General features: G+C 56.4%; 22 protein-coding genes and 1 tRNA gene. 8 read left to right on the top strand and 15 right to left on the bottom strand.

The genetic code is table 11. The features are described from left to right. Positions 1 to 9: 9 nt before the first annotated feature. From mksF to mksB, 3 genes are read right to left on the bottom strand one after another with little or no spacing between them, the layout of a single operon-like run. A complete protein-coding gene (gene mksF, locus JQR90_RS17440) occupies positions 10 to 2,841 on the bottom strand; it encodes an Mks condensin complex protein MksF (RefSeq protein WP_010795948.1) in 2,832 nt (943 codons plus the stop codon). After that, positions 2,838 to 3,509 (bottom strand): Mks condensin complex protein MksE, encoded by a 672-nt coding sequence (gene mksE, locus JQR90_RS17435; protein WP_010795947.1) that lies wholly within the window; start codon positions 3,507 to 3,509, stop codon positions 2,838 to 2,840. The genes mksF and mksE overlap by 4 nt, the downstream gene beginning before the upstream one ends. Beyond that, complete coding sequence (gene mksB, locus JQR90_RS17430; RefSeq protein ID WP_010795946.1) at positions 3,499 to 4,761, bottom strand: Mks condensin complex protein MksB; 1,263 nt, start codon at positions 4,759 to 4,761, stop codon at positions 3,499 to 3,501. Before mksB ends, mksE begins: the two co-directional genes overlap by 11 nt. A 215-nt stretch (positions 4,762 to 4,976) precedes the next feature. Between mksB and JQR90_RS17425 the strand changes: the two genes are divergently transcribed. After that, complete coding sequence (locus JQR90_RS17425; RefSeq protein ID WP_037030554.1) at positions 4,977 to 5,741, top strand: hypothetical protein; 765 nt, start codon at positions 4,977 to 4,979, stop codon at positions 5,739 to 5,741. Beyond that, complete coding sequence (gene rimI / locus JQR90_RS17420; protein ID WP_010795944.1) at positions 5,738 to 6,190, top strand: ribosomal protein S18-alanine N-acetyltransferase; 453 nt, start codon at positions 5,738 to 5,740, stop codon at positions 6,188 to 6,190. The genes JQR90_RS17425 and rimI overlap by 4 nt, the downstream gene beginning before the upstream one ends. A gap of 8 nt (positions 6,191 to 6,198) precedes the next feature. Here the strand turns inward: rimI and JQR90_RS17415 are convergent, their stop codons facing one another. Then, positions 6,199 to 6,729 (bottom strand): hypothetical protein, encoded by a 531-nt coding sequence (locus tag JQR90_RS17415; RefSeq protein ID WP_010795943.1) that lies wholly within the window; start codon positions 6,727 to 6,729, stop codon positions 6,199 to 6,201. A gap of 162 nt (positions 6,730 to 6,891) precedes the next feature. Between JQR90_RS17415 and otsB the strand changes: the two genes are divergently transcribed. Further along, positions 6,892 to 7,659, top strand: coding sequence for a trehalose-phosphatase (gene otsB, locus JQR90_RS17410; protein WP_037030552.1), 768 nt, complete (start codon positions 6,892 to 6,894; stop codon positions 7,657 to 7,659). Between the two features lie 2 nt (positions 7,660 to 7,661). Further along, complete coding sequence (otsA, locus tag JQR90_RS17405) at positions 7,662 to 9,080, top strand: alpha,alpha-trehalose-phosphate synthase (UDP-forming) (protein WP_010795941.1); 1,419 nt, start codon at positions 7,662 to 7,664, stop codon at positions 9,078 to 9,080. A gap of 103 nt (positions 9,081 to 9,183) precedes the next feature. Here otsA and JQR90_RS17400 read toward each other — a convergent pair. Then, positions 9,184 to 9,260: transfer RNA gene (locus JQR90_RS17400), tRNA-Met, on the bottom strand. A 234-nt stretch (positions 9,261 to 9,494) separates the two neighbouring features. Here JQR90_RS17400 and JQR90_RS17395 point away from each other — a divergent pair. From JQR90_RS17395 to JQR90_RS17385, 3 genes are all read left to right on the top strand, one after another. Next, on the top strand, positions 9,495 to 9,719 hold the full coding sequence (locus JQR90_RS17395; RefSeq protein ID WP_010795940.1) for a DUF2188 domain-containing protein: 225 nt from the start codon (positions 9,495 to 9,497) through the stop codon (positions 9,717 to 9,719). Between the two features lie 376 nt (positions 9,720 to 10,095). Continuing rightward, complete coding sequence (locus tag JQR90_RS17390) at positions 10,096 to 10,356, top strand: DUF2790 domain-containing protein (protein ID WP_037030550.1); 261 nt, start codon at positions 10,096 to 10,098, stop codon at positions 10,354 to 10,356. 334 nt (positions 10,357 to 10,690) lie between these two features. Next, on the top strand, positions 10,691 to 11,470 hold the full coding sequence (locus tag JQR90_RS17385) for a DUF4886 domain-containing protein (protein WP_010795938.1): 780 nt from the start codon (positions 10,691 to 10,693) through the stop codon (positions 11,468 to 11,470). Between the two features lie 46 nt (positions 11,471 to 11,516). Here the strand turns inward: JQR90_RS17385 and JQR90_RS17380 are convergent, their stop codons facing one another. Then, positions 11,517 to 12,563: an SDR family oxidoreductase gene (locus JQR90_RS17380; RefSeq protein ID WP_434140179.1), complete on the bottom strand. Its 1,047-nt coding sequence runs from the start codon at positions 12,561 to 12,563 to the stop codon at positions 11,517 to 11,519. 291 nt (positions 12,564 to 12,854) lie between these two features. Here JQR90_RS17380 and JQR90_RS17375 point away from each other — a divergent pair, with 291 nt between their 5' ends. Next, positions 12,855 to 14,180, top strand: coding sequence for an APC family permease (locus JQR90_RS17375; RefSeq protein WP_434140178.1), 1,326 nt, complete (start codon positions 12,855 to 12,857; stop codon positions 14,178 to 14,180). Positions 14,181 to 14,230: 50 nt separating this feature from the next. On the opposite strand, the gene JQR90_RS17370 is transcribed toward JQR90_RS17375, so the two are convergent. From JQR90_RS17370 to pqqF, 9 genes are all read right to left on the bottom strand, one after another. Then, entirely contained in the window at positions 14,231 to 14,473 is a 243-nt protein-coding gene (locus tag JQR90_RS17370) for a hypothetical protein (protein WP_010795935.1), read from the bottom strand. Positions 14,474 to 14,619: 146 nt separating this feature from the next. Beyond that, complete coding sequence (locus JQR90_RS17365; RefSeq protein WP_019366413.1) at positions 14,620 to 14,922, bottom strand: hypothetical protein; 303 nt, start codon at positions 14,920 to 14,922, stop codon at positions 14,620 to 14,622. Positions 14,923 to 15,108: 186 nt separating this feature from the next. Next, positions 15,109 to 16,956, bottom strand: coding sequence for a prolyl oligopeptidase family serine peptidase (locus tag JQR90_RS17360; protein ID WP_434140177.1), 1,848 nt, complete (start codon positions 16,954 to 16,956; stop codon positions 15,109 to 15,111). Between the two features lie 26 nt (positions 16,957 to 16,982). Next, positions 16,983 to 18,143 carry a pyrroloquinoline quinone biosynthesis protein PqqE gene (gene pqqE / locus JQR90_RS17355; protein WP_219650967.1) on the bottom strand — a complete coding sequence of 387 codons (1,161 nt, stop codon included), beginning with the start codon at positions 18,141 to 18,143 and terminating at the stop codon, positions 16,983 to 16,985. Beyond that, positions 18,115 to 18,390, bottom strand: coding sequence for a pyrroloquinoline quinone biosynthesis peptide chaperone PqqD (pqqD, locus tag JQR90_RS17350; protein ID WP_010795931.1), 276 nt, complete (start codon positions 18,388 to 18,390; stop codon positions 18,115 to 18,117). Before pqqD ends, pqqE begins: the two co-directional genes overlap by 29 nt. Beyond that, positions 18,387 to 19,136 carry a pyrroloquinoline-quinone synthase PqqC gene (pqqC, locus tag JQR90_RS17345; protein ID WP_010795930.1) on the bottom strand — a complete coding sequence of 250 codons (750 nt, stop codon included), beginning with the start codon at positions 19,134 to 19,136 and terminating at the stop codon, positions 18,387 to 18,389. The genes pqqD and pqqC overlap by 4 nt, the downstream gene beginning before the upstream one ends. Before the next feature lie 42 nt (positions 19,137 to 19,178). Further along, positions 19,179 to 20,090, bottom strand: a complete 912-nt coding sequence (gene pqqB / locus JQR90_RS17340) for a pyrroloquinoline quinone biosynthesis protein PqqB (RefSeq protein WP_010795929.1) — start codon at positions 20,088 to 20,090, stop codon at positions 19,179 to 19,181. A 175-nt stretch (positions 20,091 to 20,265) separates the two neighbouring features. After that, entirely contained in the window at positions 20,266 to 20,337 is a 72-nt protein-coding gene (pqqA, locus tag JQR90_RS17335; protein ID WP_003243383.1) for a pyrroloquinoline quinone precursor peptide PqqA, read from the bottom strand. Positions 20,338 to 20,467: 130 nt separating this feature from the next. Next, a complete protein-coding gene (gene pqqF, locus JQR90_RS17330; RefSeq protein WP_073450386.1) occupies positions 20,468 to 22,930 on the bottom strand; it encodes a pyrroloquinoline quinone biosynthesis protein PqqF in 2,463 nt (820 codons plus the stop codon). Between the last annotated feature and the right edge of the window lie 234 nt (positions 22,931 to 23,164).

Genomic DNA, 23,164 nt, shown 5'->3' with positions numbered 1-23,164 from the left:
GGAACAGGCCTAAGCCTGTTCCTCTTCAAGCGTCTCCGTTATTGCAGGCGCGACCGATTCTTCCTTGCGGTGAATGTATTTCCAGTCATCCTCATCGATATAAATACCATTCGGACTGCTGCCGCCCTCAAGGTCTATCGCCACGTGGGCGGCTACCTGAGGCTTTACGCTGGCCAGGATGGGTACAAAGCCTAGCTGGCGGCTCGTCTCGATCAGGGCCATCTGATTGCGTTCGTCAATGTCCGCGGCTTCGTCGAGATAGTAGGGCAGACGTATGCGGCTGGCTTGTTCACGATCCATCAAGTGCAGGAGCAGGTACATGTTGGTCAGTGCCTTGATGGTCATGGTCGTGCCGTTTGAGGCTGCACCGTCAATATCGGTATGAATGATCGGTTGGCCACCGACCTTGGTAATTTCAAAGGCCAGTTCGAACAAATCTTTCAGGCCCAGCTGGTTATGGTTGGCTGCAACCAGGCGAGCAAGATATTCCTTGGCCTCTTCGTTCTTGGCGTCCTGCTCGGCGCTTTGGGTAAGATCGAAAACAGAAAGCGTTTCGCCCTCTTCATATTGGCCTGCGCTGTGAATGATCTGATCGATGTGCTTGAGCGCGTCCTTGTTTGGCGCGAGAACAATACGAAAGCTTTCCAGGTTCGAAACCTGACGGCGGTTGATTTCTCGGTTGAAGAGTCCCAGCTGGTGCTCCAGGTTGTCGTAGTCGTTACGGATGTTGCGCAGCGTACGGGCAATATCGGTCACAGCGGCGCGACGAGCTTTGGCCAGCGTCAGTGCTTCGTCCTGGCGATGGGCGTAGGCATTGACGAGTAGGGTCAGTCGGCGCTCCGGGTCGTCTTCGTTGTCAAACTTGGCGACTCCTTTGAGGCGAACCTGGGCATAGAGGGCGTCGATTTGTGTATCGATACGCTGCAAGGCTTGCCAGGTGTCTTGATAGTCGTTAAGCAGGGGCAGCAGGTTATCCAGCGAGTCATCTACTGATTCCATGAAGGGAATTCCCTGGGGAAGATCGCTAGGAAGAAGCTGCCGGCGACGCAGAGAGTCGTCCAGGATACGTTGCTTGGCTTCCAGATCGGCCAGTTGGCGTGCGATCAGCTGAAGCTTTACGGAAACCTGCTGAACACGTTCAGTAAATGCATCGCTTGAGCGCTTGAGCTCGTCCTGGGAGGCTTCGAGTTGAGCCAGCTGCTCGAGTTTTTCAGCCTCCTGGGCAGCCAGGGTTTGATAGCGACGGAAGTCTTCCAGAGCTTTTTGAGCATCCAGTACTTCCTGATAGAGCTTATCGGACTGCGCCTTGCTCAGGACGCGATCAGCGGCAACGGCTTGCTGGGTCTTGAGCTGCTTGAGTTCGCGTTCCAGACGATCACGCTGGTCGCGTAGTGCAGCACGGTCAGCCAACGCCTGCAAGGTTGGAGGCTCAATGGATGAAAGGTTTATTGAGAGGCCTGGAGCCTCGAAGCGATCCCCCTTGAAGCCATCCAGTACAGTAGTAAGTGTCTTCATCCACTGGGTATCATCCAGACGGACGCCCTGTTCGCCCAAAGGCAGGCTGAACAATGCGCCATTAAACAGGCGCATCAGCCGATTAACATCCTGCTGCGAAAACTCCTCACGTAGACGCGCATAGCTGTTGTTATCCGCGTGATCCAATTGCTGAGCGATCGATTTAAGACGCCTTTCAAGGTCACGGACACGCTCGTCAAGATCGCCACAGCTGAACTGTCTTGACTGGGATAGGGCGCCGGCCAGCTCATCATGCGCGTCTTTGGCAGCCATGAGGTTCTGCTCGAGCTGAGCAGCAGATTCAACCAGGGCAAAGCGGTTCTTCAGGGCGGCCATCTCACCCAGCCAACGCTGGATCTCGCTGAGCTGGCGTTCCAGACGCATCATTTCCTGGGTGCTGTTACGCTGAGTGTTCTGCAGGCGATCCTGTTCGCTGCGCAAGTGTTCGGCCTGGCTGACCAGCTCATCGCGGCGATCTTCGGAATAGGTTTGCCACGCACCGAGAAGTGCATCCAGCAGCGGCGAAAGGCGGTGCAGTTTACCGCGCAGCCGTTCGCGTTGCTGGACACCGTTGGCCAGCGCCTCTACCAGCGGGCCGGCTGCGACCAGAGCCTGATAGTCCTGTTCCATACGACGTACGTCACGGAAGGCTTCCTCAGTAGCGGCGATATAGTCGACGCTGCCGGAGCGCAGGCTGTGTTCGAAGGCATCGAGGAATAATTGCTTGAGCTTGGCCGCCGTGATTTCACGCATGTGGAGCAGGTTGATAAACAAGGCCCGGAAGGTCTTGAGGCTTTGTTCACTGGTGGAGCGCAGAGGGATCAGCGTCAGGTCCAGAGGAATGGAGGTATGGCCGCCAACCAGAAGACGCCTTAGCTCCTCGGGTTTGACCTCGTAAGCCTTGATGCCTTCTCGCTCCAGATTCTTGAACAGCTCGCGTTGTCTTAGGCAGGTGCCGTTTTTCTGGTAGTGAGCCAGATCCAGCTCGCCAGCGTAAGCAAAGAACTGATGACCAAAACCGCCTCCCGGCCCTCGGCCTACTACACCAATCACATGGGGTCCGTGGGGCAGGGAGAGCTCTACCAGGATGTAACTGGTGTCGGTAGCGAAGTAGAACTTGCGTGATTGCTCGAGGTTGTACTTGCCAAAGCTCATGTCAGACATGCGCGCCAGGATAGGAAACTGAAGCGCATTGATTGAGGCGCTCTTGCCCAGGTTGTTGGCGCCGTAGACTGACAGCGGATGTTCAAGCGGAAAAAGCCCCAGGCTGTAACCTGCTGTATTGAGCAGGGCAAAGCGGCGGATGCCGTAACGGGTCAGGCTCATGCGTCGGTCTCCTGGTAAGCGCGTTCTTCTGCGACGGCTCGGGCCAGCTCGTCCTCCTCATCAAGTGTCGTCAAGGCGTCGATATCGTCATCAAGCAATTCGGGGGCGGGCAAGGGCAGATCACTGTGGAGCGTGGCGGCCAGATCCCGGTCCTGCTGAACTGCCAGGCAGACGTCCAAAAAGCGGTGCATGGGCGGCAGGAAGCGATAGATACCGTTGTCTTCCGAGGCAAAGCCAAGCTGGGTCAGGCGTCGCAGGATTTTTTCCTCCAGCTCATCTTGCGTTTGTACTTCAGCCTGCAGGAACAGGTCTCGGTACTTTTCCAGCAGGGCCGGCAGTTCGTCACGACCTAAGCTGCCGCCATCCAGAACACTGAGCGGATCACGACCCTGATCCGCCAGATGCTCGACCATGATGAACGTGAACAGCGCCAAGCGCTGGGCCGTCTTGTTTACTTGGGCGCCCATTTGTTCAGGCACGAAGTAATAAAAACCACGTGTATCGCAAACAAGCTCGAAGCCCAGCGCCTTAAAGAGGGTTCGATAGGCATCCTGAAGGTTGGACAGTTGTGCGTATAGCTCGGGCTCGCGGCGGCTGATATGAAAGCCCTTGAGCAGCTCGCGGAAAATCGGCGCAAGCAAGGAGAGTTCAGTTAAATCAATGTGCATGGGTGGTGCTCGCAGTATCTCGGGCGGAGAGGGCGAAAGAGCACAGGCTGACCCGGTGCTCGGCAGTATCGTAATCACGGCGCGGCAGACGCTCGCGCTGGAAGCGGCTGTCACGGGAGAGACGAGAGAACCAGTACAGGAGCTCGTCGGTGGCGCCTTCAGGCTCCTGTTCGAGTAGCCAGATCATGAGGTCCGGCATAGGCAGGGCATTTTCGCAGCGATCCAGCATTTCACGGGCGGTACGAGGTGCCTTGGGCTTCGTGGTTTCCTTGCGTGAATCGCTTGCCTTGGGAAATTGCGCTGGCTTGGGCTCGAAGCGTGCCAGGGCGTATACATAGCTTTCCACCTGAGAGGCTGTACCCAGGAAGACGCTCTGGGGGCGACTGAAGAGGGGCATGGCTGTCTGCGGAACGGCATCCAGACCTTTACGGCGTATAGCAGCCAACGCTAGAGCCGCGCCACGAGTAATGGCATTGTGGCGGCGGGCTTCTTCACGTAGCGGCAGTAGTAGTTCACGTGCACGGCGCAGCGAGAGTTGGGCCGTCGTCTGCATTTCAAGGATTCGGGCATGGGTGCGTAGCAGCAGATCATCATCGACCAGCTTTCCCAGGCGATGTTGCTCACCCATCAGGCGTAACAGGACGTGCTCGACCCGATTGACGCCTTTCTCGAAGATACCATCGGCCGAGACGAGCTGAATCATGGGTTCGACATATTCGTCCCAGGTAGCCAGGACTTCGGCGTAACGCTGCCGCAACGGGATCTGACGATCACTGGTCTTGGCCCGCTCGGCGACCCCTACAAGGGCATGCTCGTCGTTACTCAGCTTTTTCAGGACGTCCCGTACACGCATATCCAAAAGGCGCAGCTGTCGGGCCAGCTCGTTGCTGTCTCGTGCTTCGAAGGCGTCCTGGATATGAGCGGCAAGCCGTTCCAGGTGGCGCAGGTAGGCTTCGATTTCAAGGCACAGCCCCAAGCGGTGTTCGCGACGCAGGTAGGCCAGGAAATCATGAATCTGTGCGTTAAGCTCGAAGCGGTTGGGGCTCTTGGCAACCGGGACCAGAATATCCAGACGGATCCACGCATCGAGTAGTGCCGTGATATCGGCTGGCGTGCTGTCAGGTAGCTGGGCTCCAAGCCGGGTGCGGAGTTCTACAAGGCTCAGCGTGCCGCTGTCGAAGTGCTCGCACAGTGGGTCCAGCTGCGCCCAGTGTTCGGCAAGTGCGCGGAGAACGCGCTTGGGATCGATCATGACGGGGCCGTTTGCACAAAAGAGTCAATTGTACTGTATGGCCCTGGGCTAAAGGATCAGCTTTGACATGTGGTCGACCAGTTTGCGTAATGAGTACGCTTTGGCCTTTCCGTCAGGTAGCAAGGCGCGCGATAATTAGTCTTTTTACAGCGTCCGCTGCGGCGCTGACCTATGATGAGCCGTATGACTTTTTTGTTGCTGACGGAATGCTGCCAATGATGGCCGAAGATCGGCGCCGCGCGTATCTGCGCGCCATGCAGATAGACGTCTGGCTGCCACGAACGACGCTGCCTTTTGCTGCACCTTCCCGTCCGGAATTGCTGGCATATGTCGATCCAACTGCCTTGCCCGAGGAGCCAGCACCGGCTGTCGCTCGGCCAGCCCCCAAGGTGGAGGCGCCGGCTGCAAAGCTGGTTCGGCCGGAGCGTCCTACTGTTTCTGCGGCCAAGGTCGCCACGCCGCCTGAGTCTGAATCTCGTCCTGAGCCGGTCAAGCGAGAAGCGCCGCCTCGCTTTTCCCTGCAATTACTGCGAGCCGGATCTTGCCTTCTGCTGGTCGATCTACCGGCAGGCGCTTCCCTGGCAGGACGTGATCCTGCCTATGTACTCCTCAGAAACATGCTGCATGCGGCTGGCCTGCCTGATAGCCCTCAATCATTGGGTGAGCCTATTCGCTGGCCGTTACTGGCCAATGCAGCGCTTGATCAGGGGCCTGCCGAAGCGCGAACCTTTGTGCAGAGTGTTGTGGGCTCTCAACTGGAAACCGAAACCTGCGATTGCCTCTGGTTGGTAGGTAGCGCCGCCGCTCGCTTTGTTTCAAGCGATGATGCGAAAATCGAATGCCAGGAAATCCGACTGGATAGTCTCGGTTCTGCCTGGGTCATTCCGGGGCTTGAAGCCCTCATGGAGCAACCCCGCCTAAAAGCTGATGTATGGCGTGCCATGCAGCGTATCCGCCCCCGTTGGACAGATGTTAGATGAGCGATTCCATTCATTTTCGGCCGATGACCGAAGCCGATCTTAATGCTGTTCTCAAGATTGAATATGCTGCCTTTAGTCACCCATGGACACGCGGTATTTTTCTGGACGGCCTTAAGTCCTACAACTGCTGGGTAATGTTTGAAGGTGAGCAGCAAGTGGGACACGGTGTGATCAATGTCATTCTGGATGAGGCCCATCTGTTGAACATCACCGTGAAGCCGGAAAGCCAGGGTAAAGGCCTGGGTTACCAGCTCCTGGATCACCTTATGAAGCAGGCTCGCCTGGCTGATGCCAGAGAGTGCTTTCTTGAAGTTCGCGAAAGTAACCAAGCGGCCTATCGACTCTATGAACGCTATGGTTTCAATGAAATAGGCCGTCGTCGGGATTACTATCCTGCCGCCGGCGGGCGAGAAGATGCCCTGGTTATGGCGTGCACACTGCTGGACTGAGCCAGGACTTAATGTCCTGGCTTCTTCTCGTTCAGATCAAAATCATCAGCAGGCTGCTCAATATCAAGGTCGGTTGCATCCAGGTCGGCTGAGTTCTCGGCACGGCGCTGGTCGGCCTCGTTCACTTCGTCCGGGTTGCCATCCCATTTTTCACCATCCAGCGGCAGGACGCGGCCCATTTCGGCTTCGTCCATGCCAACGCCACCACCGATGTCCCTGTCACTGACTACGGTCAGTTCCTTGTCGACAGGCCATGCATCACCGTATTCATTCGGATTACGTGCGCCAGAGTCGTCCAGCAAGGTTTCAGGCGTCATGTCATCCAAGGTAACGTGGTGATCGGCTGTTTCGCCTTCCGTCATGCCCGCTTCACTGACGCGCTCCGGGGGGAACTGGCCTTCGTAGTCTTCTTCGGTCTGCTGGCCTCGGTCTTTGCCATGGAATAGCTCATCGTTGAAGTTCAGTTCCTGCATGCCGCCCATGCGGTCTTCGTTATCGTCGATGGGCAGAGGGTCTCGGTTCATATCAGGCTTTTTCATAAGCGTCTCCTCAAGAGATTCGGCTATCCCATACAGTCGGGTCATGTTGGTGTGACCCCATTTAGGCGACGGGATTCCTTTTATTCGCCTATGCTCGATCTGCCAAGGAGTTGTCGAAAACCCTTCGAACGATGATGAAAATTCACAGTCAGAGCGTACATGATGAATTCAGAGATCGAATTACCCGTACCTCTTCAGCGCTGCGCTTTTTTTCTCGACTTGGACGGAACGCTTGCTGCCCTACAGCCCCGCCCGGAGCAGGTTTTTATTCCTGAAAAAACGCTTTCTTCAATTCATACGCTTACCCAGGCAGGCATTCCTGTCGCGGTAGTGTCTGGACGCCGAATCGATGATATTGACCATCTGGTCAAGCCGTTGCAATTGCCAGCCGGAGGCATTCATGGTGCCGAGCGCCGCGATTATTCAGGCCAGATGCATCGTCTGGCGCTCGACGCTGATCTGCTAACGCGCGTAGGCGCAGAGCTTGGCGCTGCCATTGAATCGCATCCTACACTCTATCTGGAAAGCAAAGGCATGGCGTTTGCGCTGCATTATCGTCAGGCGCCTGAGCTGGAAGATGAAGCGCGGCGGATTGCCGAAACTCTGGTTGAGCGTTATCCACAGCAGCTGACGTTACAGCCCGGCAAAAGCGTGTTTGAACTTAAGCCTAAAGGCGCGAGCAAGGGCGCGGTGATACGTACCTTCATGCGTGAGGCACCCTTCGATGGACGAGTCCCTGTCTTTCTCGGTGACGACCTGACCGACGAGGCTGGCTTTGAAGTCATCAATGAAATGGGAGGCCTTTCCATCAAAATCGGAGAAGGCTCGACTGTGGCGCAGCAACGACTGGAGTCGGTCGAAGCTGTGGCCGATTGGCTGTGCGGCCTGGCAGAACAAGCCGGTAACGCACGCGTAGAACAAGAGGATTGAAGATGAGCCGTTTGGTGGTAGTTTCTAACCGTGTAGCACCCATTGAACCGGGAAAGGCTCCGTCGGGAGGATTGGCAGTAGGCGTGCTCGACGCATTGCGGCAGTCAGGCGGTATCTGGCTGGGCTGGAATGGCGATGTTTCCAATGAGGAAGTGCCGCCCGGCAAGAACGAGACACACGATAACATCACCTATCATACCTTCGCGCTCAACAAGCGTGACTATGATCAGTATTACCGCGGCTTTGCCAATGCAACGCTGTGGCCGGTTTTTCACTATCGTGTCGATCTCTCGCGCTACAGCCGGGAAGAGTACGATGGTTACCGTCGCGTCAACGCAGCTATGGCAGAGCGTCTCAAGCCTCTGTTAAAGCCTGACGATATCATTTGGGTGCATGATTACCACCTGATTCCCTTTGCGGAAGCCTGTCAGATGATCGGTATCCGCAACCGTATCGGGTTCTTCCTGCACACACCGTTCCCGGCGCCTGAAATCCTGACAGCCATTCCGCCACACAATGAGCTGCTCAAGACGTTGTGCTTCTATGATGTGGTGGGCTTTCAGACGGAAACGGACAAGCTGGCATTCCAGGATTACATTACACGCGAAGTTCGTGGCGTGCTGGAGAGCGATGGCAGCCTTACGGCGTATGGCCATAACTTCCGTGCCGAGGTCTATCCGATCGGTACTGTACCGGACGATATTATCAAGCAGGCCGAATCCTACCGCGCACGCCGTAACTTCATCTCGCGCAGTATCGAAGGTGTGCCTTATAAGACGATTGTCAGCGTGGACCGTCTTGATTACTCAAAAGGGCTGGTGGAACGCTTTTGCGCTTATGAAAAGCTGCTAGAGCGATTTCCTGAGCACCGCAAGCGGGTGCAGTTTGTTCAGATCGCACCGACTTCTCGCTCCGATGTGAAAACCTATCAGCATATTCGTCAACAGCTTGAGTCCCAGGCGGGCCATATCAATGGTCGCTTCTCCGAGCTGGATTGGACACCGATTCGTTATCTGAACAAGAGCTATGACCGCCGTACCGTCATGGGGCTGTTCCGCTCTGCAGATATTGGTCTGGTAACGCCGCTGCGAGATGGTATGAATCTGGTAGCCAAAGAATATGTGGCTGCGCAGGATCCAGAAGATCCTGGCGTATTGGTACTCTCGCGTTTTGCAGGGGCAGCCCGTGAGCTCAACTCGGCGCTTATTGTGAATCCTTACGATGTGGTGGGCATGGCCGAAGCCCTTGATCGCGCCATTAGTATGCCGCTACAGGAGCGTAAGGATCGCTATGAGGACATGATGCGGATTATCCGCAAGAATGATCTGGCCTCCTGGCGTGACAAGTTCCTCAAGGATTTGCGGGCGGTAAAGGCCAGGCCTGTAGCTAACCTGCGTGCAGTAGGAGCTACAGGCGCTTAAGTGGCAAAGGCTTAAAAAGGCCCGCAATGTAGCGGGCTTTTTTATGGAAATTTTTCGCAGGCAATAAAAAAGGGTCTAGCCGAAGCTAGACCCTAGAAATAGGTGGTGGCTACGCAGGGACTTGAACCCCGGACCCCAGCATTATGAATGCTATGCTCTAACCAGCTGAGCTACGTAGCCATCCGAGGCGCGCATTATTCTTTCTCCAAAGCCCTGTGTCAACCCCTCTTTTTCATTTAATTGCTTAAAAACTAACGTTTTTTTATGGATGGGCGATTGCCTTGGTAAAAGCGCCTGGAAAGGCGCTTTCGTTTAGGTCCGATAATGGCAAGGTGTTAGCAAACTTTGTTCAGGCCGTAGCAGTCCTTAACAGGAGCGTCTTCTAAAGGCGTATTTCTAGACCAGGAGAAAGCAATGGATAACTATCACGTCACTAAAGGCGACAAGGGCTGGGAGCTGAAAAAGGAAGGCGCAGCCCGTGCCTCCAAAAGCGCTGAGACTAAGGCGCAGCTCGTAGAGCAGATGCATGAGTTTTTTGAGGGAAAGAAGGCGTCAGTCAAAATTCACAAGGTGGATGGCACCCTTGAGGAGGAGCGTACCTATCCTCGTAGCGCCGATCCACGCAAGTCAAAAGGTTAGAGCGAGGGTGCCGTTGCGGCTATCAGTCAGCAGAGAGGCAACGGCGACTCCCGTGTATGTCCGGGCAAGGACGACTAGGGCTTCATGAGCTTGCCCCAAATTGCCCTTTAGCACCTTTAAAGAATGAACTGTTTCTCAATTTGAAAGGGTGTTTAAACGGTATTGGCACTTAAAGACTATTCGTTACTTATTAGGCAATATTCATTTGTCCACTGGGCATTATATCTACAATGACTTTTCTGTAATCATTACGTCATCTCCCTGTGCTGCCCCGTTCCGATAATTAAAGAACAAACCCCGGACCTGTTTATAAGTAGGTATTCGCCTGCTTGTTTATCAGGGAGAAGGTAACTTTATAGTTGGAAGCGAGATGAAAATGAAAAGTTTGATTGTAGCTGCCCTTGTCCTTGCCAGCAGTTCCGTATTAGCTGACAAAATCCCCTCCGATGCCGCCAGCACGCCTGTTGTCGAGCATTACACGTATTCAGACCACCTGGATATCAAACGTGTCATCGACAGTCCCGATATCACCAGTTTCTGCGGTGTCCGTCCTGTACGCATGACATATGAAGACCATAATGACAAAGTTCATGTAATGGAGTATCAGGTTTCGGGTTCTGGTTGCAATGATAATTAATAGAGTTATTTAATCTATTTGATGGTCAGATGTAATTGTTGATTTAATTTTATTTGATATTTTCTGATCAAAAGAGGTGCCTTGCATAGTTTTTCAAGGCACCTCTTTTTGTTTTTGAATTAAAAATAGTTTATTTAAACGGCATGCTTGACGAGGGCTTTTACTCACCTGTTGAGGGACTTAAAAACACGCCTGCTTTCATAAACGTTTGTGTTGTGCGAGGTAACGCACGGTTACAGGCTAACAAAAGCAGGGTAATGCCTGTCAGAGTGAAGGCCTCGGTGGCATCAGTTGCCTCGAGGCGTTTCATTTTTAATGCGCAGAGAGGACACGCATGCGAATCAGCATTCGACAGATCACGATGCTCTTCCTTATGTTTCTGGCAGGTGCGGCATATGCTCAGGCTCAGCAGAGCCAGTCGGATCCAATCAGAATTCTGTTTGTAGGTAACAGCTATACCTATGTCAATGACTTGCCAGCCGTACTGAGTGAGATGTCCAGGCAAGGCAAGCAGGCCCGTCCGATCGAGACCAAGACGCTGGCTTTCTCGGGCGCATCGCTTGAGCAGCATTGGACGAAAAAGGACGTTCAGCAGGCATTGCAGGAGCAGAAGTGGGACTACGTCGTCTTGCAGGAGCACAGCATGTTGCCGGTCAAGAATCCAGACTTCATGTACAAGTATGCCCGGCTGATCGATGCTGAGGTCAAAAAGAACGGTGCCAAGACAATCCTGTACCTGACGTGGGCTCGCCAGAATGACCCGGCGATGCAGGCTAAGCTGGATAAGGCGTACACGACACTGGCCAATGAGCTGGGTGCGCTGTTGGCGCCAGTGGGGCAGGCCTGGCAGACTGCTTTGGCGGAAAAGCCTCAACCGTCGCTGTTCCTGCCTGACGGTAGCCATCCTTCCTTCACCGGCTCGTATATAGGCGCTTCGGTGTTTTATTCGCTGATCTACGGTCAGATGCCGCCCCAGCCTAGTGCAGCAGAGTCCAAGCGGCTGGAAAAGGCGAACGCAGGAGAGTTGCAGCAGGCTGCCTGGAAAGCAGTTCAGTCCTTGTCACCGGCATTGCGGACTTCACCGGACAAGGCAATGCACGCCTCGGCTCAGTAGCAGGGGGAAGGCTCGCCCAAGGAAAGCCCTGGGCGAGACCTATGACTCAAGGTATATATTTCTTTTCCTGTAGGCGCTTGATTGCGCCTATCAGGCAGTCTTCGGTGCTGACCGCTTCTGTAAAGCCTGCACGACGAATCTTGCCCATATCCGAGATCATGTCGAACTCGGTGTTGAAGACAAAATCGCCAAACTTCCAGCCTACAAGCTTCTCATACGGTACGGATTCCAGCTGGTGCTGCTCAGCCAGTTTTTGCCAGTCGTCAGCCTTGCTCGGCATCTGTGTTGCCAGTGAGAAAGGCTGCGGATCGGCGACGTCCATATCCAGGGCTTCACCGATCTTGTGCCAGAGACGCTCCCAGCGGAACGGCTCGCCGACCAGGTTGAACGCTTCGTTGCGAGCGGCTGGGTCCAGCGCCGCCCATACACTGGCTCGTGCCAGCCAGCGCGCATCGGTCAACTGGGCCAGTACCTCACGGTAGGCTTTCATCGAGCCCGGAAAGCGCAAGGGCACACCGGCTTGTTTACTCAGGGCTGCGAAGGCCCCAATGACCAGCGCGATGTTCATGGGATTGCCTGCAATATCACCCACCACCACATCAGGGCGCAGGATAGACCACTCGAATTCTCCCTGGGCGGCGCGCTCGCGTAGCAGGTCTTCCTGGGTGTAATAAAAGTTAGGCGAGAGGTGGCGCGGGTCGTCCTCATAAAAAGGTGCCGCTGTTGGACCCAGGTGCACGCCGTAAACCTTGGCTCCCTGGTAGTGAACGACGCGTTGTAGCTTAGCGCCGGCAGACTTCAGGCCGTCCAATACATTGCGCAGCATGGCGCCATTAATGTCGGCTTCCTTGGCCAGGCTGCTATCAGGGCGTAACGCTGCATAAAAGACATGAGTTGTATCCCCCGCCTGGCTCAGCGCCTGGGCCGTAGCGTTGGCGTCAGTCAGATCAAGATCAATGGTTTCAACGTTCGGTATGAAGGTACGACGGACGGCGCGGACCCGCCATTCAGGATTTTCGGCCAGAGTTTCAACAACAGCATTACCGATGATGCCGCTTGCCCCAACGACCAGGGCAACCTTGGAAGCTGACATGTGCGTTCTCCACTAAATAAATAACAAGTTGGATGAGGTCTGTTTGGTGTTACTAAGCTGATAACGCTCATCCCTACTTGGTTCCGAAAACCAATAGCATCCTAATGGATATATCGACAGGATATCGAACCGACAGCAACGTCATGCGGTCGATGAATGAAGTTTCAACACGTATTGCCAGTAGAGGCGTGGTCAGACGGAAAGGTTACAGCGGCGTGCAGTGAATGTCCTGTTCTGACCCGGACTTGCCAATTCACCTGTCAGAGCCTGACATTCATAGGAAGATTACATATGTCGACGTCTTCACCCGAGCCCGATACAAAACTGCGCCGCGCGATTACAGGTCCTTTGCTGCTGTTATTCATCCTCGGGGATGTGCTTGGGGCCGGGGTGTATGCACTGGCGGGGAAGATTGCAGGTGAGGTAGGCGGAGCCATCTGGGTGCCTCTGGTAGTGGCAATGGGATTTGCTATGTTGACGGCGGCCTCGTATGCAGAGCTCGTCACCAAATATCCAAAAGCTGGAGGTGCTGCGGTGTTTGCTGCACGGGCCTTCAAGCATCCCCTTGTGTCCTTTCTAGTGGGTTTTTCGATGTTGGCTGCCGGTGTCACGAGTGCTGCCGGCCTTTCCCTGGCCTTTGCGGGTGATTATCTCGGGGCGTTTATTCACGTTTCGCCTACGATGACAGCGCTGGTCTTTCTAACGCTGGTGGCTCTGCTTAATGCACGCGGGATCAAGGAGTCGCTTAATGCCAATCTGATCATGACGCTGATTGAGCTGTCGGGACTTTTATTGGTCGTTATTCTAGCCGCGTTGTATGTAAGTCATGGGCAGGGAGAGCCGGCGCGGGTTCTTCAATTTGCTGAGGGGACTTCTCCACCGCTGGCGGTATTAGGCGCTGCGCTGCTCGCCTTCTATTCGTTTGTGGGGTTTGAAGTGTCGGCCAACATTGCCGAAGAAGTGAAAGATGTAAGACGTATTTACCCAAGGACCTTGTTCGGTGCGCTGCTGATCGCGGGCGTAATATATGTTCTGGTGGGGCTGGCGGCTTCCATCGTTTTGTCACCTGCACAACTGGTGGAGTCTTCTGCGCCGTTGCTGGACGTGGTTCGGGCGACAGGCTACGGCATACCACCGCAACTGTTTGCCGTGGCGGCCTTGCTGGCAGTTTCCAATGGCGCATTGCTGACCATGATCATGGCAAGCCGTCTAGCTTATGGCATGGCCGAGGAGGGTCTGCTGCCCCCAGTGCTGGGGCGTGTACTGCCCCGTCGGCGTACGCCCTGGGTGGCGATTATTGCCACAACGCTTGTAGCCATGGCGTTGACTGTTACAGGGACGTTGTCGGCTCTGGCCGAGACGGTTGTGCTCCTACTGCTTTTTGTATTCATGAGTACGAACGTGGCCGTTTTGGTGCTGCGCCGCGACAAGGTCGATCAGCCGCATTTCCGGACCCCTACGCTGGTGCCGTTGCTGGCGATCGTGTCGTGTCTGGTGCTTTTGAGTCAGCAGAGCGCGGAGACCTGGCTGCGTGCCGGCATTCTGCTTGGGGTCGGCGTGGTGCTGTATTTCGTAACGCGTGCTCATTCGACACGTGAAGCAGCGGATGTTGTGTAAGACAAGGTCTTTGCAGGCCGGGTGCGGCCTGCAGGAAGGCGTGATATGCGTTAAAAAATCCAGCGTTGCGGGCGCTGATGCATATTGGCGCTGGCAGGTCTCCAGGGGCGAACGGAAAGTTCGGCCTGTGTGGCGGAGCTGGGCAGTGCAGCAGGTGCGTTGGGGTAGGCAGACAGGTTAGTGGTAAGCGTGGGTGAAGGTTGCGCCTGGGTTTCGTGTCCTAGAAACCAGGCGGCAACCACCAGCAGGGAAACAGCAAGACAAGATGCGGTACGGCTATGCAGGGAGTCCATTCCTTGGCTCTCACAGAGGATAATCAACCGCCCAAATCATATCGGGTAAGTTCATCTGTGAAGCCCTGGATGCCAACTTTATTGCAAAACCGGGCGAACTCTCACATCGGTATGTTGCATGGTTGGCACATGGGAGGCGTACCTCTTCAACTCAGGCGCAAGGTGCCTCGAAGGTGCTGACAGAATTCAATGACCTCATGAGCTCGCATGTGGTTGGATGAGTCTTCCGTCTGCCGCACGGCGGCCGTAATCATCGATTCGATGTTCTGGATATGAATCAGCTTGAGGTCGCTGCTCATATTGCCCAGTTCGATCAACTCCGCAATCCGGTTCTCAGAGCGGGTCAACAAGCGTTCGACAACATCAAGGCTCTCATCAAGCTCGTTTTTGACAGGGGAGGCGTAGAGGTAATCGGTGAGGGTGGGAGCAGGGCGGACTTGCGGTTCCATCGCGGGGTTCCTCATGTGACCTGTGCAAGAATATGGCACGCTCGAGGCAAGATGTATCGCTACTGGCACTTAGGCGCAAGAGCCTGACCTCGTCCAAGAGACGAGTGGTTTATACCGTCGTCGGTTGGTGTGCTGCAAGCGTCAAGGAGGCGGCTTCCGGCAGCGAAACGCCGAAAGCCGCCTGTATCAGGCGTTCTGATCGATCACACTGCGGTAGAACAGCCATTCGTGTTCAAGGGCATGGGCCTGGTTCTTGGCCTGCCTGAAGCCATGGCGTTCGTTGGGGTAGAAATAGCCTTCGGCACGAATGCCGCGATCTTTGAGTGCATGAAGCATGGCCCGTGTCTGCTCCGGGACAACGACGGCATCCAGCTCACCTTGGAAGAAAATGACCGGGACGTCTATCTTGTCGGCATGCAGGAGAGGCGTCCGCGCCCGGTAGCGCTCCAGATCCTTCTTGGGGTCGCCAATGAGCCAGTCCAGATAGTCGGCTTCGAATTTGTGGGTCACGCGAGCCAGGGCGGCCGGATCCGTTACGCCGTACAGGCTGGCGCCGCCGCAAAACACAGTCTGGAACGCCAGCGCGCATAAGGCCGTATAGCCACCGGCGCTGCCACCTCGGATAAAGGCATGGGCCGGTTCGATCAATTCTTGCTCGGCCAGATAATCCACTACAGCGCAGGCATCTTCGACATCGGCCTCACCCCAGCGCAGGTGAAGCGCGTTGCGGTACTCACGTCCGTAACCGGTGCTGCCCCTGTAATTGAGATCGGCAACGGCAAAGCCGCGTTGTGTCCAGTACTGGATACGGGGATCGAAGACGGGGTAGCAGGCAGAAGTAGGGCCGCCATGAATGAATGCTACCAGGGGGGGCTTGGCCTCTCCTGTCATGGCCGGGTAGAAAAAGCCGTGCGCTTCGCCATCGCCGCTGGGGTAACGCAGGGCCTTGGGTTGGCTGATGCGCTCGTTAGGCAATGGCGCAATACCGCCCGCCAGAATCTCGATGTTGCCATTCTGCCCGTTGATCTCAAGGATGCACGAGGGACGATTGGGCGCTGCGGCAATGCAATAGATGTATCCATCATGCAGGGCCAGGCTGCGAAAGCGGGTGAAGTCTTCCGCGAAGCGCAGCACTCGACCATCGGCCTCGCGTCTGCCCAGGTGGCCGAAGCCTTCTTCGAACCAGGTGGCGATGTAACGCTCGCCGCCCAGGCTGTACCAGCTTCTGCCGCCCAGCTGGAAGGGGGCGGCCGCATGATCGGCCTTGATGGCAGTCAGTCTGCTGACGCCTGAGGTGCATTCACCCCATGGTTGCCACCAGCCGTCACGGTCGGACAGGCAGTAGAGCTGGTCCTGTTCATCAAAACGGGGCTGTTGAATCGACTCCGGATCGCTGCCTGCAATGCAGACCGGCGCCTCCCATTGCCCATTGTCCAGGCGTTCGGCGCACATGAGGCGGGTGGAGGTCCATGGTTGGTGTGGGCGACTCCACTCGATCCAGGCCAGGCGCTTGCCGCTGGGGCTCAACGTAGGCGAGGCGTAGAAATCAGCACCCTCGGCCAAGACCTGACGGTGGCTGTCTGCGAGGGAAATAGCGACAAGCCGGTGAATGACGGCCTCGTCCTCATGGACTTCTTCCACCGCCATGATAAGGTTGGCTGCATAGTGCAGATCACCATAGCGGCGTTTACCCTGGGTCAATGCCACAGGTTGGCTGCCATCGAGTGGTTGACGGTAAAGCTGTTGATCCGAGTCGTTGACGAAGACGGCCTCTGACTCGGTCAGGCAAAACGCGCCGCCTCCGTACTCATAAACGCGGCTGCGTGCACTGTAGCCATCCGGCGTCAGGCAGTGCGGTTTGCCATCATGCCAGCGCCATAGACGGCAGGCGCCGTCAGCAGGATCATACTGATTCCAGAAAAGCCCCAGTGCCGATGCCTGTAGCTCGGCAAAATCGATGCCTGCCGCGACGGCCTGTTGAGCGGTAAAGGTGCTGCCGTCTGCGTCTGTAGAAGCAGGGTGCTGGTAAGCCATGGTGCTTCTCCGTTGCTATGTAAGACTCAGGCTTTGGCGATAAGCCTGGAGTTCCGCTCGTTACGAAAGCTCAGCTGCTCAATGGTCTGAGTGGCCTGCTCAGCCTCGGTACGGGCGTTGAGGATCACGTCGTGATGTGGGGACTTGCTGCACACTGGATCAGCATTGGCGGCATCACCGGTCAGCATGAAGGCCTGGCAGCGGCAGCCACCAAAATCCTTTTCCTTTTCATCGCAGCTGCGGCAAGGCTCTGGCATCCAGTCATAACCGCGGAAATGATTGAAGCCAAAGGAGTCATACCAGATGTGCTGAAGGCTATGATCCTTCACATTCGGAAACTGGATCGGCAGCTGGCGAGCGCCGTGGCAGGGCAATGCGGTACCATCCGGCGTGACGGTAAGGAAGATACTGCCCCAACCGTTCATGCAGGCCTTGGGACGTTCTTCATAATAGTCCGGCGTCACGAAGATCAGCTTGCAGGGATGGCCTTCGGCTTCGAGCTTGGCGCGGTATTCGTTGGTGATGCGTTCGGCGCGTACCAGTTGCTCTTTAGTGGGTAACAGGCCGACCCGATTGAGCTGCGCCCAACCATAGAACTGGCACGTCGCAAGCTCGACGAAATCCGCTTCCAGGGCGATACACAGCTCGATAATACGGTCGATCTTATCGATATTGTGCCGATGCGTGACAAAGTTGAGCACCATGGGGTAGCCATGGGCTTTTACCGCGCGGGCCATCTCCAGCTTCTGGGCAAAGGCTTTTTTGGAGCCGGCGAGCAGGTTGTTTACCTCTTCGTCGCTGGCCTGAAAGCTGATCTGGATATGATCAAGCCCGGCGTCGCGAAAGGTAGCGATCTTCTGCTCGGTAAGGCCTATGCCAGAGGTGATCAGGTTGGTGTAGTACCCTAGTCTGCGAGCCTCGCCGATCAGTTCGGCCAGATCCTGGCGTACCAGAGGCTCGCCACCGGAAAAGCCCAGCTGTGCTGCGCCCATCTGCCGGGCCTGCTGCATGACGGTGAACCACTGTTCGGTGGTCAGCTCCTTGCCTTGAGCCGCAAAGTCCAGGGGATTGGAGCAGTAGGGGCACTGCAGGGGACAGCGGTAGGTCAGTTCTGCAAGGAGCCACAAGGGCAGTCCTACCGCAGGCTGCTCAGGCAGGTTAGCCGAGTTGGATCCAGTGCTCTGCACGAGCAACCTCCATGAACTGCTCCACATCGTCACCGAGTTCCGGGACGCCTGGGAAGCGTTCGTTCAACGCATCAATGATGGCGGCCACGTCACGCTGGCCGTCTATGAGTTCGCCAATGGCGGCAGCGCTTTCATTCAGCTTGATCATCCCTTCCGGATAGAGCAGGACAAAACCGTTCTGTGCGGGCTCGAACTGGAAGCGATAGCCCGGGCGCCAGCGCGGCACCTGGGTGCGGTCAAAGCTCATAGTTGAATTCCTTTATGCCAGACGCGCTGGTCGGTTACGGTGTGGTAGGGCGGCCGTTTCAGCTCGTAGGCCATGCTCATGGCATCCAGCATGCTCCAGAGGATATCGAGCTTGAATTGCAGGATTTCAAGCATGCGCTGCTGGGCATCATAAGTGGTGTAGTGCTGGAGGGTGATGTGCAGGCCATGCTCCACATCGCGGCGTGCCTGACCAAGGCGTGTGCGAAAGTATTCATAGCCGGCTGGGTCGATCCAAGGGTAATGCTGGGGCCAGCTATCCAGACGCGATTGGTGAATCTGCGGAGCAAAAAGTTCGGTCAACGAGCTGCTGGCTGCTTCCTGCCAGGAGGCGCGGCGCGCAAAGTTGACGTAGGCGTCTACCGCGAAGCGTACGCCAGGGAGCACCAGTTCTTGCGAGAGAACCTGCTCACGGTCGAGTCCTGTTGCTTCAGCCAGGCGTAGCCAAGCCTCGATTCCACCTTCCGTTCCAGGAGCACCGTCATGGTCAAGAATACGCTGAACCCACTCGCGGCGAATCTCGCGGTCCGGACAGTTCGCCATGATGGCGGCGTCTTTCAGAGGAATGTTTACCTGATAGTAGAAGCGGTTGGCCACCCAACCCTGGATCTGCTCGCGTGTCGCACGGCCTTCATACATGGCGACGTGATAGGGATGATAGATGTGGTAATACGCGCCCTTGGCGCGCAGGGCCTGTTCGAACTCTTCAGGGGTGAGGGCGTGTGGCATGTCTGGCCTCCTCGGTAGATAAAATGACCGGATGCACGCGGATCACAGCTCGATGCTCATGCCATCCCAGGCGACTTCGACGCCGCGTCGCTCGACTTCTGCGCGCTCGGGCGAGTCCTCATCCAGAATCGGATTGGTGTTGTTGATGTGGATGAGCACCTTGCGTGGCGAGGTCAGCTGGTCGAGGACCTCAAGCATGCCGCCGGGGCCGTTCTGAGCCAGATGGCCCATCTCGCGGCCGGTGCGGGTGCCAACGCCACGGCGCTGCATTTCATCGTCTTCCCATAGGGTTCCATCGACCAGCAGACAGTCGGCTTCGGCCATTTTGGCCAGCAGGGCGTTATCCACCTGACCCAGGCCTGGCGCATAGAACAGCTTGCCGCCCGTAAGCAGATCTTCAACGATCAGCCCGATGTTGTCACCGGGATGCGGATCGAAGCGGTGCGGCGAATAGGGCGGTGCAGCGCTACGCAGCGGTAGAGGCGTGAAGCGCAGGTTCGGGCATGCCGGAATAACGAAGCTGTCTTCCAGCTCGATACGGTTCCAGCGCAGGCCACCGTTCCAGTGTTCCAGCATGTTGAACAACGGGAAGCCAGTCGTGAGATCCTGATGAACCATATCGGTACACCAGACCTCGTGGGGGCAGCCCTCGCGCAGGCTGAGCAGGCCGGTAGTGTGGTCGATCTGGCTATCGAGCAGAATGATCGCGCCGATGCCGGTATCCCGTAGCGCACGGCCCGGCTGCATGGGGGCGAAACTCTGCAGCTGCGCGCGGATATCCGGTGAGGCGTTGCACAGCACCCAATTTACGCCGTCATCGGACAGGGCTATGGACGACTGGGTGCGAGGTTGCGCACGAAGACTGCCGTCACGAACACCACGGCAGTTGGGACAGTTGCAGTTCCACTGGGGAAAGCCGCCGCCTGCAGCGGAGCCAAGAATCTGGATATACATGATTTATCTATGAAATGCGGCCAACTTAGAACTTGTCACGAGCGGCGAGGGACATTCAGGAGAAGCACCTGTTGGCGGTCCGGCTGCGCCGAACAGGCCTCGCGGTAGGCATGACCCACTTCTAAGGTGGCTAGAAAAGGAACGCCCCGGATAACCGGGGCGCTGGATCACGCAATCAACGGTTAGCGAAGTACATGGTGACTTCGAAGCCAATGCGCAGATCGGTATAAGCAGGTTTAGTCCACATAATGAATACCCCTCAAAGTGATATCGGAAAGGTCCGATTTACTTAGTACAAAATACCTTGCATACGTTCAGGATAAACACATCCTGAAACGCACTTAAGCTAGTTTACCCTGATATGGTGCGACGTATAGTTACAGGGTTCGCCAATGTGTTTCTGTCGAGACATGGTTGGCTAAACAGGTCCAGCCGTGGTAGGCGCTGTGTAAGGCATGCAGAGCGTGCTGAAGGTCGTCAGGGTGTAGAGCCAGGATCGCTTTGCGAAGGTCATCGAGATAGGTCAGCGGATAACCTCCCTGATGGGCGCTCCATAGCTCTTCACCCAGCTGGCGGGTGTCGAGTGCACTAGGTAGGAACTGATCGGCAAGGACCTTTTGCTGCTGCTCGAATGGCTCATGGGTCAGTGCAGCGATGTCGGTCGGTAACCGGGCAAGAAACGCCTCGATATAATTAAGGATGTCTGCGGTCGTCACCGTTGGAGACTGGATGCCAAACACGAGCGTTGACCGTCCCGCGATCTGACGGACACTGGAAAATACCGCATACCCCAGCTGCAGCTCCACACGCATGCGCTGGTAAAAGCGCGGTTGCACGAGGTGGCCAAGGAACCGCCAGGCGGCCTCCTGCCGGATGTCATGGGGCGGTGCCGGACAGGCCAGCAGAACGGCATGTTCAGACGAGTGCCCGGGAACGGTGTGCCACCATCGACCACTACGGCTCGGCGGGACTGGGGGGCGCTGTGCAGGTACTCCGGGCAAGTCCAGCAAGCAATGGCGAAGCGAGTTTAGCTCCATCTCCGAAAAGCCGATAGATAAGCTATCCCACCGTGCAACAGACCATTGTCCAGCAAGCTGGGTGGGGCCTTCCATTTCCTGACCTGCCTGATCCGTCTGGGTCTGAGGAGGCTCCGCCATCAGATCGGTGAGCCGGCTTATGAGCTGCCTGATAGGCATGCTGTTCGGCTCAGCGGGCGGCTGGCTGAAGGCTTGCCAAGCTTCGTGGCTGGGCCTATGGAGAATAGGGATGAGCGCATTGAGTACAGCTGGAATCGCCTCACTCAAGCCGGTCAGCCTAAGCTGCCATTGCTGGCCAAGCGTGCTGAGGGAAGCCTCAACACCTGCCTGGCGTGCCTGATGGCTGATAGCTTTTAGTGCGTGGTTGAGTGTGCGGACGAGAGCCGGTTGATACGCGGCCGGTTCCAGAAAGTGCCAGCGGATATACAGTGCACCTTCACCCAGGCCGGCAGCCGCTTCCTGAATACTCTGAAGGGCGGGTAGCGAAACGGAATCTGCTCCCGTCTCGATCTGCGCAGGCACGAGGAATGGGTTGAGCGGTGGAAGCGTCCAGTTCAGGGCTGGCGCTTGCTGACGCTCGCATGCGCCTGGAGCAGGAAGCAAATTGTGTTCAGGCTTCAAATGCCCGAGCAGGTGTCGCAAGGCAGTCACGCCAGCGCTTGATAGGCCCGGTGCTTTCAACCCGTCGTCGAGAAGTGACCGGGCCAGTGGCAATGCGGCGCTGGTAGCACGTGTTCGCTGCGCGAGGCGCGTGTACTCCGCCTGTAGCTCAGTCAGATCAGGCTGGCGTTCCAGGAACGTCAGCCAGTCGAAAAAGGCATGAGCTATCTGTGATGACGCTTTAATGCCTGCCTCGGTCAAGGCTATTTCAACAGCGAGTACCGCCTGCTGCCTGAAGTGATAGAGCGGCTCCAGCGTCAGCGTCTTGACCCATCCTTTCTTTCGCAAGGTGCTTATCAGGCCGCCGGTATGTTCGGTGTGCGTCCAGATGGACAGACAATCAATGGCCTCACGACTATCAGCGGGCAGGTCTTCCAAGGCGAACAGCAAACTGAGCGTCTCTGTATCCGGAGGCTCTACCGGTGCGATGCGTTCTGGAGGAAGAAGCGCAGGGGGCGATAATGGCTCGATACGCTCCCCCGCATTGAAGCTAGCGCCGTAACGGTCTGCCAGCTGGCGTAGTTCATTCAGGGGCTGTGGTCCGACCAAGACCAGCGTCATCTGTCCGGCTTGATAGAAACGCTCGTGGAAGCCTTTCAGTGCTGCTTGAAAACGCAGGTTGGGCACGAGCAGGCTGTAGCGGTTGCCCGCATGGAATGCTGTGACAGGATGGCGGCGCGACAATGGGTGCATCTGCCACGTCAGGCGGTGCGTGCGGGTATCCCTTGACCAGGCAATAAACTCGGCATGGATAACCTCGCGCTCGCGGCGTTGATCTTCGTGGGCAAGACGCGGGTGGACGAGCATGTCACACAGACGGGCAACTCCGCCTTCCAGCGCGGCAGGTGGCACCTCGAAAAAAAAGTCCGTGGTGCGTTCCCGTGTACTGGCATTGACCTGCCCGGCATGGCGTTGCACGTAAGCCATCAGGCCTTCATCAGCGGGATAGGCCTGCGTGCCCAGGAAAAGAAGGTGCTCAAGGAAATGTGCAAGCCCGGGCCATGCGCTATCCACATCATGACTTCCTGCGGCGACCCGAATGGCGGCCGAGGCCCGTTTGAGTCGAGGCACCTGTCCCAGAATGACGGTCAGGCCGTTGGCAAGGCGAAGGGATTCGAATCGGGTGGCAGACAAGTTATTCATGGCAGTCGTTATGCACCGGTGATATGCACAGGGCTTGTTGGAGCCGCTCTACGGCTTTGTTGCAGGCAGAAATGCATCGTTAGGCTACACGGATAAGGCCATGTCCGACCATGTCCCAAGAAATTGCCATGCTTTAAGCAGAACTTTTCCGGATATCGCGTGCTTTTCAGGTGTATTTATGTACAGTATCTGATGTTTATCGATACATTGCGGATCAAGGCGCTTTAAAGCGCA

Origin of the sequence: Pseudomonas sp. JZ114, assembly GCF_051027705.1 — a bacterium.
Taxonomy (GTDB): Bacteria; Pseudomonadota; Gammaproteobacteria; order Pseudomonadales; family Pseudomonadaceae; genus Chryseomonas; species Chryseomonas luteola.
The sequence above is the reverse complement of the archived record's forward strand: the minus strand, read 5'-3'. Positions and strand labels throughout refer to the sequence as shown.